At 70.2% G+C, this 14,203-nt stretch carries 12 protein-coding genes; 5 read left to right on the top strand and 7 right to left on the bottom strand.

Annotated features, from left to right (window positions below; genetic code table 11):
- Positions 1 to 1,404: a GntP family permease gene (locus tag CQ047_RS11085; protein ID WP_105675183.1), complete on the bottom strand. Its 1,404-nt coding sequence runs from the start codon at positions 1,402 to 1,404 to the stop codon at positions 1 to 3.
- Positions 1,405 to 1,572: 168 nt separating this feature from the next.
- Between CQ047_RS11085 and CQ047_RS11080 the strand changes: the two genes are divergently transcribed.
- Positions 1,573 to 2,292: a FadR/GntR family transcriptional regulator gene (locus CQ047_RS11080; RefSeq protein ID WP_105675181.1), complete on the top strand. Its 720-nt coding sequence runs from the start codon at positions 1,573 to 1,575 to the stop codon at positions 2,290 to 2,292.
- A 177-nt stretch (positions 2,293 to 2,469) separates the two neighbouring features.
- Here the strand turns inward: CQ047_RS11080 and CQ047_RS11075 are convergent, their stop codons facing one another.
- Positions 2,470 to 3,915 carry a gamma-aminobutyraldehyde dehydrogenase gene (locus CQ047_RS11075; RefSeq protein WP_105675179.1) on the bottom strand — a complete coding sequence of 482 codons (1,446 nt, stop codon included), beginning with the start codon at positions 3,913 to 3,915 and terminating at the stop codon, positions 2,470 to 2,472.
- A 100-nt stretch (positions 3,916 to 4,015) separates the two neighbouring features.
- Between CQ047_RS11075 and CQ047_RS11070 the strand changes: the two genes are divergently transcribed.
- The 3 genes from CQ047_RS11070 to CQ047_RS11055 are packed head-to-tail and all read left to right on the top strand — an operon-like array spanning position 4,016 to position 6,385.
- Positions 4,016 to 4,483, top strand: coding sequence for an Lrp/AsnC family transcriptional regulator (locus tag CQ047_RS11070; RefSeq protein ID WP_105675177.1), 468 nt, complete (start codon positions 4,016 to 4,018; stop codon positions 4,481 to 4,483).
- A gap of 28 nt (positions 4,484 to 4,511) precedes the next feature.
- Positions 4,512 to 5,915 (top strand): FAD-binding oxidoreductase, encoded by a 1,404-nt coding sequence (locus CQ047_RS11065; RefSeq protein WP_105675175.1) that lies wholly within the window; start codon positions 4,512 to 4,514, stop codon positions 5,913 to 5,915.
- On the top strand, positions 5,912 to 6,385 hold the full coding sequence (locus CQ047_RS11055) for a cupin domain-containing protein (protein WP_308737047.1): 474 nt from the start codon (positions 5,912 to 5,914) through the stop codon (positions 6,383 to 6,385). Before CQ047_RS11065 ends, CQ047_RS11055 begins: the two co-directional genes overlap by 4 nt.
- A gap of 148 nt (positions 6,386 to 6,533) precedes the next feature.
- Here CQ047_RS11055 and CQ047_RS11050 read toward each other — a convergent pair whose 3' ends face one another.
- The 5 genes from CQ047_RS11050 to CQ047_RS11030 form a co-directional block, all read right to left on the bottom strand.
- Entirely contained in the window at positions 6,534 to 8,111 is a 1,578-nt protein-coding gene (locus CQ047_RS11050; RefSeq protein ID WP_105675173.1) for an ABC transporter ATP-binding protein, read from the bottom strand.
- Positions 8,108 to 8,974, bottom strand: a complete 867-nt coding sequence (locus tag CQ047_RS11045) for an ABC transporter permease (RefSeq protein ID WP_105675171.1) — start codon at positions 8,972 to 8,974, stop codon at positions 8,108 to 8,110. Before CQ047_RS11045 ends, CQ047_RS11050 begins: the two co-directional genes overlap by 4 nt.
- Positions 8,971 to 9,927, bottom strand: coding sequence for an ABC transporter permease (locus CQ047_RS11040; RefSeq protein ID WP_105675169.1), 957 nt, complete (start codon positions 9,925 to 9,927; stop codon positions 8,971 to 8,973). Before CQ047_RS11040 ends, CQ047_RS11045 begins: the two co-directional genes overlap by 4 nt.
- A 90-nt stretch (positions 9,928 to 10,017) precedes the next feature.
- Positions 10,018 to 11,658: an ABC transporter substrate-binding protein gene (locus CQ047_RS11035; protein ID WP_105675167.1), complete on the bottom strand. Its 1,641-nt coding sequence runs from the start codon at positions 11,656 to 11,658 to the stop codon at positions 10,018 to 10,020.
- The gene (locus CQ047_RS11030; RefSeq protein WP_105675165.1) at positions 11,658 to 13,331 is read right to left on the bottom strand and encodes an amidohydrolase; all 1,674 of its coding nucleotides are present in this window, start codon (positions 13,329 to 13,331) and stop codon (positions 11,658 to 11,660) included. Before CQ047_RS11030 ends, CQ047_RS11035 begins: the two co-directional genes overlap by 1 nt.
- Positions 13,332 to 13,491: 160 nt before the next feature.
- On the opposite strand from CQ047_RS11030, the gene CQ047_RS11025 reads away from it, so the two are divergent.
- On the top strand, positions 13,492 to 14,154 hold the full coding sequence (locus CQ047_RS11025; protein WP_105675163.1) for a TetR/AcrR family transcriptional regulator: 663 nt from the start codon (positions 13,492 to 13,494) through the stop codon (positions 14,152 to 14,154).
- The last annotated feature ends 49 nt before the right edge of the window (positions 14,155 to 14,203 follow it).

The raw sequence follows: 14,203 nt of genomic DNA, 5'->3' as shown, positions 1-14,203 counted from the left end.
TCAGACCACCAGATCCAGGAGCAGCACGCCGGCGAGGCCGACGACCGAGATCAGGCACTCCAGCACCGTCCAGGTCTTGAACGTCTGCGGCAGGCTCGTTCCGAGGTACTGCTTGACGAGCCAGAACCCGGCGTCGTTCACGTGCGAGAGGAACACCGAGCCGGAGCCGATCGCGAGCACGAGGAGGGCGACCTCCGGGCCGGGGAGCGTCGACGCGGCGGAGGTCATGAGACCGGCCGCCGTGATCGTGGCGATCGTGGCTGAGCCCGTGGCGATGCGCACGAGCACGGCGACGAGCCAGCCGAGCAGCAGCACCGAGACCCCGCTCTCGAGCACGGCCCTGGTGATGACCTCGCCGATGCCGGTGTCGATGAGGACCTGCTTGAACGCGCCGCCCGCACCCACGATGAGGAGGATGCCGGCGATCGGCGGGAGGCTGCTCTCCAGGGAGTGCGCGACGCTGGTGCGGTTCATCTTCCCGCCGGCGCCGAGCACGAAGATGCCGAAGATCAGCGTGATGAGCAGCGCGATCGCGGGGGTGCCGACGAAGTCGAGCACGACCTTCCAGGCATCCGTCGAGTCGGGCGCGATGACCGCGGCGAGCGCCTTGCCCATCATGAGCACGACCGGAAGCAGGATGCTGGAGAGCGCGGCGGCGAAGGAGGGGCGCGGGCGCTGCGTGACGTCCTCGCCCTTGTCCTCGGCGGTGAGGAACATGTCGGGCACGGGCACGGGAGCCCACTTCGCGGCGAACCCGCTGAAGACGGGGCCCGCGATGATGATCGTCGGGATCGCGATGATCACGCCGAACGCGAGGGTGAGGCCGAGGTTCGCGCCGAGGGCGTCGATCGCGATCAGCGGTCCGGGGTGCGGGGGCACGAGACCGTGCATCGCGGAGAGGCCGGCGAGGGTGGGGATGGCGATCTTCATCAGCGCGACGCCCGAGCGGCGGGCGACGAGGATGATCACCGGGATGAGCAGCACGAGGCCGATCTCGAAGAACATCGGCAGACCGATCACGGCGCCGACGACGCCCATCGTCCAGGGCAGTGCCCTCTTGCTCGACCGCGAGACGAGGGTGTCGACGACGCGATCCGCGCCGCCGGAGTCGGCGAGCAGCTTGCCGAACATCGCGCCGAGGGCGATCAACACGCCGACGCCGCCCATGGTCGAGCCGAAGCCGTTGGAGAAGCTGGTGAGCGCCTGGCCGGTGGCCATACCCGCGCCGATGCCGACGCCGAGTGCGCCGATCGTCAGGGCGAGGAAGGGATGCACCTTCAGCCAGGTGATCAGGACGATGATCACGGCGAAGCCGATCAGTGCGGCGGTGATGAGCTGGGCGTCCGAGCCGACGGGGACGATCGGGGCAGGGTCCGCCGTCTTCAGCAGTGTCAAGGGAACCATCATTGTTCCTCCCATGGGGGAAGCACTGTCCGAGAGCCACGGCGCTTCCGTCTGATATTTACGAGTACGGTACCTAAATAATCTGACTATTTCAAGATCTGTGCGGGATTATCTGCTCCGCTTGCGTGAGCGGATGCAAACATCGGGTCTTTCCCCTACCATGAGGCCATGCCTCAGAACGCTCTGCACGATGTGATCGTCGAGCGCTGGGGTGCGGACATCGGCGCCGAGCGCCGCACCCCCGGCAGCCGGATCATCATGGACGACGCCGTGGCCGAGTTCGGCGCCTCACGCAGCGCGATCCGCGAGGCGGTGCGCGTGCTCGAATCGCTCGGCATGGTCGCGTCGCGCCAGCGCGTCGGCATCATCGTGCAGCCGCCGGAGACGTGGAGCCCCTACGACCAGCGCGTGCTGCGGTGGCGGCTCGACGGACCGCGGCGCGCCGAGCTGCTGCAGAGCCTCAGCGAGCTCCGCAGCGCCGTCGAGCCCGTCGCCGCCCGGCTCGCCGCGTTGCACGCGACTCCGGCGCAGTGCGGTGCGCTGACCGCTGCGGTCATCGGGATGTCGTCGACCTCACGCGCCGCCGACACCGACGAGTACCTCGCCCACGACATCGACTTCCACACCACGCTGCTCCAGGCCTCGCACAACGTCATGCTCAGCAGCCTGTCGCCGATCGTCGTCGCGGTCCTCGAGGGCAGGACGCACCACGACCTGATGCCGGACGTCGCGGATCCGGAGGCGCTGCGCCTGCACGGCGAGGTCGCCGCCGGGGTGCAGTCGAGGGATGCCGAGCGCGCCGAGTCGGCCATGCGGGCGATCGTCGCCGAATCCGCCGAGGCGATGGAGCAGACCACCCGCGCACTGCGCCGGTCGTCGAACGACTGACCCGCTCGCACCTCACCGCGTTTCGTCTCGCTCCGCTCGCTCAACGACCCGCGGGGCCACCACACCCGCGGGTCACCGCCGCCCGGTCGGGGTACCGCCACCCGGTCGTTGAGCGAGGAGCGCAGCGACCGAGCGCCGTACTGAGCGAGCGCAGCGAGTCGAAGTGACGAAACGGGATCAGTCGAGCGCGGTCATGACGTGCTTGATGCGCGTGTAGTCGTCGAAGCCGTACTGCGACAGGTCCTTGCCGTAGCCGGAGTGCTTGAAGCCGCCGTGCGGCATGTCCGACACGAACGGGATGTGCGTGTTGATCCACACGCAGCCGAAGTCGAGGTCACGCGAGAAGCGCATGGCCCGCGCGTGATCGGTCGTCCACACCGACGACGCGAGCGCGTAGTCCACGCCGTTCGCCAGCGCGAGCGCCTCCTCGTCGGTCTCGAAGGACTGCACCGTCAGCACGGGGCCGAAGATCTCGCCCTGCACGGCCTCGTCGTCCTGCTGCATCCCCGACACGATCGTGGCCTCGAAGAAGTACCCGGCATCCCCCTGTCGCTTGCCGCCGACCTCGATCTTCGCGTGCGCGGGGAGCCGGTCGACGAAGCCCTGCACCTGCGCGAGCTGCGCCGCGCTCGACAGCGGCCCGTAGAGCACGCCCTCCTCACGCGGACCCCCGGTGCGGGCATCCGTCTTCGTCTTCTCCACCAGAGCGGCGACGAGCTCGTCGTGGATCGACGAGTGCACGAGCACGCGGGTCGCGGCGGTGCAGTCCTGCCCGGCGTTGAAGAAGGCGCCCGTGACGATGCCGGATGCCGCCTTCGCGATGTCGGCGCCGGGGAACACGATCGCCGGGGCCTTGCCGCCGAGCTCCAGGTGCACGCGCTTGACGTCGTTCGCGGCCGACCGTGCGACGGCCATGCCCGCGCGGACCGAACCCGTGATCGCGACCATCTGCGGAACAGGATGCTCGACCAGGGCCACACCGGTGTCACGGTCGCCCAGCACGACGTTGAGCGTGCCGCCGGGGGTGTGCATCGCCACGATCTCGGCGAGCAGCAGCGTGGTGAGCGGAGTCGACTCTGCAGGCTTGAGCACGACCGTGTTGCCGGCGGCGAGCGCGGGGGCGATCTTCCACACCGCCATGTTGAGCGGGTAGTTCCACGGGGTGACCTGCCCGATCACGCCGACGGGCTCGCGCCGCACGAAGGACGTGTGGCCGGCCATGTACTCCGCGGCGGCCCGCCCCTCGAGGCTGCGGGCGGCTCCGGCGAAGAAGCGCAGCTGGTCGATCGACTGCACGATCTCATCGGCCACGAGGCTCGCGCGCGGCTTGCCGGTGTCCTGCGACTCCAGGTCGGCGAACTCCTCCGCACGCGCCTCCATCTCGTCGGCGATGCGGAACAGCGCCAGCTGACGGTCGGCGGGCGTGGTGTCGCGCCAGAGCGGGAAGGCGGCGGATGCCGCGGCGTAGGCCGCGTCGACGTCGCTCGCATCCGACAAAGGCAGCTGCCCGTAGACCTCTTCGGTCGCGGGGTCGATGAGCGGCAGGTGACCCGCTCCGTTCACGGGCACGTAGCGGCCGCCGATGAAGTTCTGCAGCGTCGCGGAGTTCTTCTCTGAGGACATGGCGATATCGTACCGGCATCCGTGCGGATTCTGAAGCTCTTTCTCCCTCGAAACAACTGAATCAGTTGCATGGGCGTGTTCAACCTGTCAATATCGACACATGAGCAGCACTCCGAAGCACCCCGCCCTGGACGACGTCTCGAAGAGGATCGTCGAGCTCCTCCAGGAGGACGGCCGCCGCCCCTACGCCGAGATCGGCCGCGCGGTCGGGCTCAGCGAGGCCGCCGCACGCCAGCGGGTGCAGCGGATGACGGAGGCGGGCATCATCCAGATCGTCGCCGTGACCGATCCGATGCAGCTCGGCTTCCACCGCATGTCGATGATCGGCATCCGCGTCGACAAGGATCCGCGGTCGATCGCGCAGGAGCTCACCAAGATCACCGAGCTGGCCTACGTCGTCGTCACGCTCGGCACCTTCGACATCCTCGTCGAGGCCGTGTGCGAGAGCGACGAGGACCTCATCGACCTCATCGCGACCCGCATCCGCACCATCCCCGGCGTCGTGCACACCGAGAGCCTGCTCTACGCGGGCCTCTACAAGGACCTCTACAACTGGGGCACGCGCTGACGCGCGCCCCGATCGCAACGGAGTGATCATGGGAACCACCGTCTTCGAACGCCAGAAGCCCGCCGAGTCGGTCATCGACGCCTCCCTGCGCGACACCGCGCTCGGGGTGTTCTGGCTCGACGACGTCGAACGCGTCGAGCACCCGACGCTCTCCGCCGACATCACGGCCGACCTGGCCATCGTCGGAGGCGGATACGCCGGCCTGTGGACGGCCGTCCGCGCCAAGGAGCGCGATCCCGAGCGGCGCGTCGTGCTGCTGGAGGCCTCGCGCATCGCCTGGGCGGCGTCGGGTCGCAACGGCGGCTTCTGCGAGGCCAGCCTCACCCACGGGCACGAGAACGGCGTGAACCGCTGGCCCGAGGAGATCGACCGGCTCGAGGAGCTGGGGCTCGAGAACCTCGACGCGATCGAGGCGACGGTCGCGAAGTACGACATGAAGGTCGACTTCGAGCGCACGGGACAGCTGGCCGTCGCGGTCGAGCCGCACCAGGTCGAGTGGTACCGGGAGGAGCACGGCTACCTCGACGAGTCCGCGGTGCAGGCCGAGGTGCACTCCCCCACGTTCCTCGCCGGAGACTGGGACCGCGAGGGCTGCGCGATGGTGCACCCCGCGAAGCTCGGGATGGAGCTGGCCCGCGTCGCCGTCGAGCTCGGCGTGGAGATCTACGAGCACTCCATCGTGCGCGGCGTCGAGGGCGACGGGTCGGGTCCGATCACTCTGATCGCCCCCGGCGGGCGGGTGACGGCGGATGCCGTGGCGCTCGCGACCAACGTGTTCCCGTCGCTGCTGAAGCGCAACCGCCTCATGACCGTTCCCGTGTACGACTACGTGCTGATGACGGAGCCGCTGAGCGCTGAGCAGCTCGCGTCGATCGGCTGGTCGAACCGTCAGGGCCTCGCCGACAGCGCGAACCAGTTCCACTACTACCGGCTCACCGCCGACAACCGCATCCTGTTCGGCGGCTACGACGCGATCTACCACTTCGGCGGCAAGGTGCGCCCGGAGTACGAGGACCGCATGGAGAGCCACCGCAAGCTCGCCTCGCACTTCTTCACGACGTTCCCGCAGCTGGAGGGGCTGACGTTCACGCACCGCTGGGCGGGGGCGATCGACTCGTCCAGCCGCTTCTGCGCGTTCTTCGGCACCGCGCGCAAGGGCCGCGTGGCGTACGCGACCGGCTTCACCGGACTGGGCGTCGGCGCCGCGCGCTTCGCGGCCGACGTCATGCTCGACAAGCTGTCGGGTGAGGAGACCGAGCGCACCGAGCTGAAGATGGTGCGCGAGAAGCCGATCCCGTTCCCGCCGGAGCCCGCCGCCGCGATCGGCATCAACCTGGTCCGCGCCGCGATGAACCAGGCCGACCACAACGACGGGAAGCGCAACCTCTTCCTCAAGGCGCTCGACGCCGTGGGCATGGGGTTCGACTCGTGAGCGCGCTCGACGCCGGGTCCGGACTCGACGCCGGCGCCGGGTCGGGGGTCGACGCCGTCGCCGTCGCCAGCGCCGGGCCCGACGCGGGGTCCGGGGCTGACGCCGGCGCCGGGTCTGACGCGGGGTCGGGGATCGACGCGGGATCCGGGATCGATGCGCGCGCCGTCGATCTCCCGCACGAGGCGCTGCCCGCGGCGACGGTCGTGTCCGGGTCGCCGACCGCGGCGCTGCTGCCCCTCGCGACCGTCGGGGACACCGAGGTCGGCATCTGGGAGATGACCCCCGGCACGGCATCCGACACCGAGGCCGACGAGGTCTTCGTCGTGCTGTCGGGTCGCGCCGTGATCGAGTTCGTGTCGCCTCCTCTGCCGCCGCTGGAGGTGGGCCCCGGCTCTCTCGTGCGTCTGGCCGAGGGCATGCAGACCGTGTGGACCGTGACCGAGACGCTCCGCAAGGTGTACGTGGCCTGAGCCGCCGTGGCGGGCTGGTCGTGCTGGCCTCGTCCCGGCATCCGTCGTCGTCCTGTCGGCGCGAGACACCGGATGCCGGCGCAGCCCCGGCGCGTCCGCCGGCACAGCGTCCATGGCGCCGACAAAGTGACGGCGGCGGCCCCGATCTTCACACGACGGGGACGGGCACCGAGTCGATGAGCAGGCGGGTGTACTCGTGCTGCGGATCATCGAGCAGCTGCGACGTGGGTCCGGCTTCGACGATGCGTCCGCGCTTCATCACGATCGTCTCGGCGCACACTCGGCGCACCACGGCGAGGTCATGGCTGATGAACAGCAGCGTGAGCCCCTGCTGCTGACGGATGCCGGCGACGAGATCGAGCACCTGCGCCTGCACCGAGACGTCGAGCGCACTGGTGGCCTCGTCCATCACGAGCAGCTCCGGCTCCACCGCGAGCGCCCTGGCGATCGCGACGCGCTGGCGCTGGCCCCCGGAGAGGGTGCGGGGTCGCGCGGTCAGGTGCTCCTCGGAGAGGCCGACCGCGACGAGGAGCTCCAGCGCCCGTGCGCGTGCCGCGGCGCCGGTGCGCCCCGTGTGCAGCGTCAGCACGTCTTCGATCGCGCGCCCGGCCGGGATGCGGGGGTCGAGCGACAGGTACGGGTCCTGGAACACCATCTGCACGCTCTTGGCGCGCTCCAGGCGCTCCGCGCGCGTGCGGGGGATGCCGGCCATCGAGCGACCGCCGATGCGGATCTCCCCGGCATCCGGCTCCTCCAGCCCGACGATCATGCGCGCGAGCGTCGACTTGCCCGAGCCCGACTCGCCCACGACGGCGAGCGAACCGCCTCGGGGGATCACGAGCTCGGCGTCGACCACGGCGGCGACGTCGCTGCGCCCCCGGCGACGATAGGTCTTCCCCACCCCGGTGACCACGAGCTGGGCGTCGGCGGAGGTCTCGGGCGCCACCGTCACCGCGCCGGTGAGCTTCGGCGTCGCCGCGACCAGCCTGCGGGTGTAGTCCGCTGCGGGCGCGGTCAGCACGGATCGGGCCGGGCCCTCCTCCACGACGGCGCCGTCCTTCATCACGACGAGCCGGTCGCACAGGGATCCGGCGAGGTTGAGGTCGTGGGTGATGAACAGCATCCCCATCCCGGTCTGCGCGCAGAGGTCGCGCAGCACCTGCACGATCTCGGCCTGGGTGGTGACGTCGAGCGCCGTGGTGGGCTCGTCGCACACGAGCAGCTTCGGCGACGCGCTCAGCGCCCCCGCGATCATCACCCGCTGCAGCATGCCTCCGGAGAGCTCGTGGGGATGCTGCTCCAGGTGTTCGCTCGGCGCGGGCAGCCGCACGGCGGTCAGCAGCTCGACGGCGCGGTCGCGCGCCTTCCCCGCAGGCCAGCCCTCGCACAGCCGCAGCGCCTCGGTGACGTGATCGCCGACCGTGCGCATGGGATTGATGCCTGCGCGGGGGTCCTGGAAGACCATCGCCGCCTCGTGCCGACGGATCTCCTGCCGATCGGCCCCTGCTCGAAGCGGCGAGCGGCCGTCGACCGTCGCGGAGCCTCCGAGCGCGGCACCGTCGGGCAGCAGACCGAGCACGGAGCGCGCGGTGAGGGATTTGCCGGAGCCGGACTCGCCCACGAGTCCGACGGTCTCCCCTGGCGCGACGCTCAGCGAGATGCCGTGGAGCAGGCGGATGCCGTTCGGCAGGTCGAGCGTCAGGTCGCGGATGTCGAGAAGGGTCATGCGAACTCCGATCCGCCGATGCGGTCCGACAGTTCCTCGCCGATGATGTTCACCGCGACGACCACGATCACGACGATCACGGCCGGGGCGATGGCGGGGAGGAACTGTCCTGAGGCGACGCCCGACTGGGCCTCGTTGATCATGCCGCCCCAGTCGGCCGTCGGCGGCTGCACGCCGAGGCCGAGGAAGGAGAGGCCGGCGAGCTCGGCAAGCACGTAGCCGAAGTTCAGCGTCGACTGCGCGCCGACGATGGGGGTGATGTTGGGCAGCACGCGGCGCAGTGCGATCCACGCGCCGCCGAACCCCTGCACCCGATAGGCCGAGACGTAGGGTCTGGTGCGCTCGGCGGCGACGAGCGACCGCGTCAGTCGCGCGACGAACGGCGCGTAGGCGATGCTCATCGCGATCACCGGGGCGAGCAGCCCCTTGCCGAACAGCGCGACGGCCATGATCGCGATCAGCAGCGAGGGGAACGCGAACAGCACGTCGAACACGCGGCCGAGGACGGCGTCGATCCACCCGCCGCGCCACCCTGCGAGGAGGCCGAGCAGGATGCCGAGCACCGTGGAGAACAGCACGACGGCGAGCGGGCCGATCAGCGCGGTGCGCCCGCCCCAGATGATGCGGCTGAGGATGTCGCGGCCGAGCGCGTCGGTGCCGAGCCAGTGCGCGGCGGACGGCGGGGCGTAGAACGCGGTGAAGTCGACGGCATCCGGGTCGTAGGGGGAGATCCACGGGGCGAGGACCGCGGCCAGCGTGACGACGAGGAGCACGATGGCGCTGATCGCGAAGAGGATCGGCGGCCGGGGGATGCGCGGCGCGCGCAGGACGCGCACCGCCAGCGTGGGGGTCGAGGAGGTCATCGGGCACCAGCTCCTGCGGCGGATCGGGGGTCGATCCAGGGTTCGAGGATGTCGACGATCGCGTTGATGACGACGAACGCCGCCACCACCACCAGCACGATCGCCTGGACGACGGGGAAGTCCAGGCGGTCGACCGACTGGACGAGCAGCGAGCCCACGCCCGAGAGGCCGAACGCGGCCTCCACGATCGAGCTCGCGACGATGAGTCCGGCGACGAGCACGCCGCTGACCGTGAGGATGGGGCCCAGCGCGTTGCGCAGCACGTGTCGGCGCACGACGATCGAGCGCTTCACGCCGCGGCTCGTGGAGACCTCGACGTGCTCCCGGCTCAGCTGCTCGACCATCGCGGAGCGCGTCACCTTTCCGACGAGCACGATGAACACGATCGCCAGCGCGATGGAGGGCAGCACCAGGTGGTGGACGGTGTCGAGGAAGCCCTCCCCCGACCCGAACGAGGGGAACCAGCCGAGCTGCACCGAGAACACCGCGATGAGCATGATCGAGCCGACGAACGACGGGATCGCCCCGAGCACGGTGAGTCCGATCAGCACGACGCGGTCCACGAGCAGGCCCCTGTTCAGGGCGGCCACGGCTCCGAGCACGAGCCCGACGACCGCGATGATCGCGCCCGCCATCACCACCAGGGTGAGCGTGACGGGCAGCCGCTCGCCGAGCACGACGCTCACGTCCTGCCGGAACTGCAGCGAGCGGCCGAAGTCGCCCCGCACCGCGCCGCCGATCCAGCGGAGGTACTGCTCGATCGGCGAGCGGTCGAGGCCGTACTGGGCGGTGACCTGCGCCACGGCCTCGGGGCTGGGTTTGCGGCCCCGCAGCAGGAAGCTCACGGGATCCCCCGGCACGAGGAAGCGCGAGAAGAAGACGAGCAGCGAGGCGAGGAACAGCGTCAGCAGCAGTCCGCCGAGCTTCCCGGCGACGCGTCGAGCGGCATGCATCGGGTGATCTCCTCAGGGTTCAGGGGTGAAGGGCGTCCGTGTCGGGAGAGGGGTGGATGCCGCGCACCGGGCGATGCGCGGCATCCGACCTCAGCGAGCCCCGACCTCGGCGGCCCAGGGGTAGTAGAGGAAGGCCATCGACGGGGAGATCCCGCTGATGCGCTCGCCCTGGAAGAGCGACAGCGGGCCGGTCGACAGCGGCAGCCACGGCAGCTCGGCGTTCGCGATCTGCTGCGCCTTCGCGGTGAGCTCGCTCCGGGCGGCGGGGTCGTCGGTGGCGATCGCCTGGTTCACGACCTCGTCGAACTCGGGGTCGGACCAGCCGCCGTAGTTGCTGAACTCGCCGGTGCGCAGAACCGAGTACATCTCGAGCGCGTCGGGGCTGGAGAGGTACCAGCTCGTGTAGAAGAGGTCGACCCCTTCCCTGGCGCTCGGGTCGGAGAACAGCGCCGTGTACGCGGCGGGGCTCACGGACTCGACCTTCACCTTCAGGCCGATCGACTGCGCGGCCGCGGCCGTGGCCTGTGAGATGACGGCGAAGTCGTTGCCGATCGGCGCCGTGACGTAGGTGAGGGTCTCCCCTTCGACGCCCGCTTCGGCGATGAGCTTCTTCGCCTCCTCGAGGTTCTGCTCGTAGTGGGTGATGTCGTCGAAAGCTGTGGTGCGGGCGGCATCCGATCCGTCTCGCCAGACCGACTCGGTGGTCATGACGTCGGTGACCTCGCCCACGCCTCGGGCCGCGGCCTGCACGATGCCCTGGCGGTCCATCGCCAGCAGCAGCGCCTTGCGCACCCTGAGGTCGCCGAGCGGGCCGTCGAGGTCGCTGATCACGATGTTGCCGACGGCGGTGGAGGGGCCGAACAGCACGTCGCCCTTGCCGGAGGCGCGCAGCTGAGGCACGGCCTCCATCGGGATCATCCAGCCGCCGTCGACGCTGCCCGACTTCATCGCGTTCACCCGCGCCGTGGAGTCGCCCATGAAGACGAACGTCACCTCGCCCGAGCGTGCCCGGAGATCCTCGTCCCAGTATCCGTCGTAGCGCGTGAGGGTGATCGACTCCCCCGACTCCCACGTCGTGAAGGAGAACGGCCCGGTGCAGTTGACCCCTCCGGTCGAGTTGCCGTAGTCGGCGCCCTTCTCGGCGAGGGTCGCCGCGGATTCGATCACACCCGCAGAGCCGCCCATCGAGAGGTTGAACTGCGAGTCGGGACCCGACATGGTCACGGTGACCTGGTTCTCTCCCGTCTGCGAGATGTCGACGACGTTCTGGTACACCGAGAACCACGACGATCCGACCGCGGGGTCGAGGTGGCGCGACATGGAGGCGACGACGTCGGCGGCGGTCAACGGCGTGCCGTCGTGGAACGTCACGCCCTGGCGGATGGTGTAGACCCAGGTCTCCGGCGTCGGGTGATCGACGGACTCGGCGAGGGCCGGCGTGAGCGAGAAGTCGGGGTTCAGCCGCAGGAGCGACTCGCAGACGTTCGCGAGCACCTGGTTGTCGGAGTAGTCGAAGGCGTAGGCGTAGTCGAGCGAGTACGGCTCGGAGTAGCTCGCGAAGGTGAACGAGTCGATGTCGCCGCTGGGGGCCGCGGTCGTCGACGTGATCTTCCAGTCGATCGGCTCGTCGGCGCCTCCTCCCCCGGCGGCGGGCGAGCAGGCGGCCAGGGCGGCGACCGAGAGGATGCCGGCGACGGCGACGGCGCCGCCACGGAGGAACATGCGCGACATCAGGACTCCTTGCGGGTGGTGGCGGATTCGGCTTCGTACACGGGCTGCCCCTCGATCCAGGTCGAGGCGACGCGGGTGCGGTGGATCTCGGATGCCGGACCGGCGAACGGGTTCGGGTCGAGCACGACGAGGTTGGCGAGATAGCCCTCGCGGATGCTGCCGGTGTCGCCCTCTCGGCGGTTCACGTACGCGGTGCCGGAGGTGTACGCGGCGAGCGCGGTCTCCAGGTCGAGACGCTGGTGGGCGCCGCCGAGCGGGCCGCGGTCGGAGCCGGGCACGGTGCGGTTCACGGCGATGTGGATGGCCGCGATCGGGTCGGCGGTCGACACCGGCCAGTCGCTGCCGGCGGCGAAGCGGACGCCCTCGCGTGCGAAGTCCCCGAACGGGTACTGCCTGGCCTCCTGCCCGTCCTGGAGGAAAGGGAGGGTGAGCTCGTCGAGCTGGTCCTCGTGCGTGGCCCACAGCGCCTGGATGTTCGCGATGGCGTCGAGCTCCGCGAAGCGGGGAACGTCGTCCTCCGCGACGATCTGCAGGTGGGCGAGGTGGTGCCGGCCGTCGGTCGCGCCGTTCACGTCGTGAGCATCCTGGAGGGCGTCGAGCGCCTCGCGCACCGCCCGGTCGCCGAGCGCGTGCATGTGCACCTGCTGCCCTGCGGCATCCAGCGCGGTGACGTAGCGGCGCAGGTTCTCGGGGGCGATGAAGCTGAGGCCGTGGTTGCAGGTGTCGTGCCCCGAGCCGTCGCGGTACGGCGTGAGCATCGCGGCCGTCTGGTTCTCGGCGACGCCGTCGACCATGATCTTCGTGGTGCCGAGATCGAGGCGGCGGTCGGGATGAGCCGCCGCTGCCGCCTCGCGCCGGGCGATCATCCGTTCGACCTGCTCGATGCCTCCGTCGCGCACCCACCACTGGGCTCCGACCACGTGCACCTTGAGGGTTCCCTCCTCGATGGCCCGCTCGTAGGCGCCGAGCGGATCGGCGATGCCGGCGACCCCGGCGCCGACCATCGCGTCCTGCCAGCCGGTGATGCCGAGGGCGATGAGCTCGTCCTGCGCGCGCAGCAGCCCCTGGTAGGCGAGCTCGTCCGAGGTCGCGGGGCGCACCTGGGCGAACAGGTCGCCCGCGCCCTCGTGGAAGGTCCCGGCGGGGTACCCGTCGGCTTCACGGACGATGCGGCCGTCTTCGGGATCCACGGTCTCGGCGGTGATGCCGGCGCGCTCGATGGCCGCGGTGCTGGCCCAGGTGCTGTGGTGGTCGCGGCTCTGCAGCAGCACGGGTCGTCCGCCCGCCGCCTCGTCGAGCAGCTGCCGGGGCGGGTTGCCGCCCGGGTAGTGGTCCATGCCCCAGCCGCCGCCGAGAACCCATTCGACCTCGGGGTTCTCCGCGACGTATGCGCGGATGAGGGCTGCGGTCTCCTCGGCGTTCTCGGCATCCGTGAGGTTGCACTGCAGCAGCTCGATGCCGCCGCCGACCGGATGGATGTGCGCGTCCTGGAACCCCGGGCTGAGCAGGGCTCCGCGCAGGTCGATGCGCCGGGCGTCGGATGCGGCGGCGAGGTCGGTCTCGGGGACCACGGCCGCGATGCGTCCGCCGCGGACGATGACCGCGTGGTTCTCGAGGGGTGCACCGCTTCCGGTGAACACGGGACCTCCGTGGAAGATGATGTCGCTCGTCATCGCGCGCCTTTCTTCGTCGTCGAAGCTGCAGGATCGCGATAAAGCTATCCGTCGTCATCGGCAATGTCAACACTGTTGTCATGACTGTTGCGCGGCCGTAGTCTGCTGAGGAGATCGCGCCGCGTCATGGCACGATGGAGCGAGGAAGACCGGAGAGACGATGGCGAACGACAAGGCATCAACCCGCGTGCGGCTGGATCGCGCGGTGATCATCGAGGCCGGCATGGAGCTCGCGGCGACCGGGGTCGCGTCGATCTCGGTCCGCGACCTCGGCGCACGGCTCGGTGCGGACCCCACGGCGATCTACCGGCACTTCGCGAGCAAGGAGGCGCTGATGGGCGCGCTCCTCGACGAGCTGAACGGCCGCGCCGCCGCATCCGTCTCCCTGCCCGTCGAGGAGTGGGCGGATCGCCTGCGCGCACTCGCCGAGGAGACGCTCGCGCTGTACGTCCGCCACCCCGCGATCGGCACCGAGGCGACCACGCTGACCACCCACGGCCCCGGGGAACTCGCCGCCATCGAGCTCATGCTCGACGCTCTGCATCAGGCGGGGCTCCGCGGACAGACTCTCGTGCATCACTACGCGCTGCTCGCCTCGCACGTCCTGTCGGTCGCAGCCGGCATCGCCAGGGCGCGCGCGGTCGCCGAGGACGACGACGCGGACAGCCCGTGGATCGACTCCCCGCTCCTCGCCGATCCGCGGCAGTTCCCGCTGATCGCGGAGCACAGCGTCCTGCTGTCGGACCTGCAGGACCGGGAGCTCTTCCTGCTCGGGGTCGACGTCATCCTCGAGTCCGCCGCCCGCGCGGCCGCCCAGGACTGAACCCCCTCTTGCGCCCAAACTAGTTTTGTTGCAAAACTATCTCCGGCGC

Source organism: Microbacterium sp. MYb72 (assembly GCF_002979415.1).
GTDB classification, from domain to species: domain Bacteria; phylum Actinomycetota; class Actinomycetes; order Actinomycetales; family Microbacteriaceae; genus Microbacterium; species Microbacterium natoriense.
Note: the sequence above shows the minus strand (reverse complement) of the source record. Positions and strands in the feature narration are given on the sequence as shown.

What these genes read in the sequence shown, in the direction of transcription:
- CQ047_RS11040 (WP_105675169.1), bottom strand. Translation starts at nt 9,927, where the DNA reads ATGCATGCCGCTCGACGCGTCGCCGGGAAGCTCGGCGGACTGCTGCTG.
- CQ047_RS11030 (WP_105675165.1), bottom strand. Translation starts at nt 13,331, where the DNA reads ATGACGAGCGACATCATCTTCCACGGAGGTCCCGTGTTCACCGGAAGC.
- CQ047_RS11050 (WP_105675173.1), bottom strand. Translation starts at nt 8,111, where the DNA reads ATGACCCTTCTCGACATCCGCGACCTGACGCTCGACCTGCCGAACGGC.
- CQ047_RS11085 (WP_105675183.1), bottom strand. Translation starts at nt 1,404, where the DNA reads ATGGTTCCCTTGACACTGCTGAAGACGGCGGACCCTGCCCCGATCGTC.
- CQ047_RS11075 (WP_105675179.1), bottom strand. Translation starts at nt 3,915, where the DNA reads ATGTCCTCAGAGAAGAACTCCGCGACGCTGCAGAACTTCATCGGCGGC.
- CQ047_RS11070 (WP_105675177.1), top strand. Translation starts at nt 4,016, where the DNA reads ATGAGCAGCACTCCGAAGCACCCCGCCCTGGACGACGTCTCGAAGAGG.
- CQ047_RS11080 (WP_105675181.1), top strand. Translation starts at nt 1,573, where the DNA reads ATGCCTCAGAACGCTCTGCACGATGTGATCGTCGAGCGCTGGGGTGCG.
- CQ047_RS11025 (WP_105675163.1), top strand. Translation starts at nt 13,492, where the DNA reads ATGGCGAACGACAAGGCATCAACCCGCGTGCGGCTGGATCGCGCGGTG.
- CQ047_RS11045 (WP_105675171.1), bottom strand. Translation starts at nt 8,974, where the DNA reads ATGACCTCCTCGACCCCCACGCTGGCGGTGCGCGTCCTGCGCGCGCCG.
- CQ047_RS11065 (WP_105675175.1), top strand. Translation starts at nt 4,512, where the DNA reads ATGGGAACCACCGTCTTCGAACGCCAGAAGCCCGCCGAGTCGGTCATC.
- CQ047_RS11035 (WP_105675167.1), bottom strand. Translation starts at nt 11,658, where the DNA reads ATGTCGCGCATGTTCCTCCGTGGCGGCGCCGTCGCCGTCGCCGGCATC.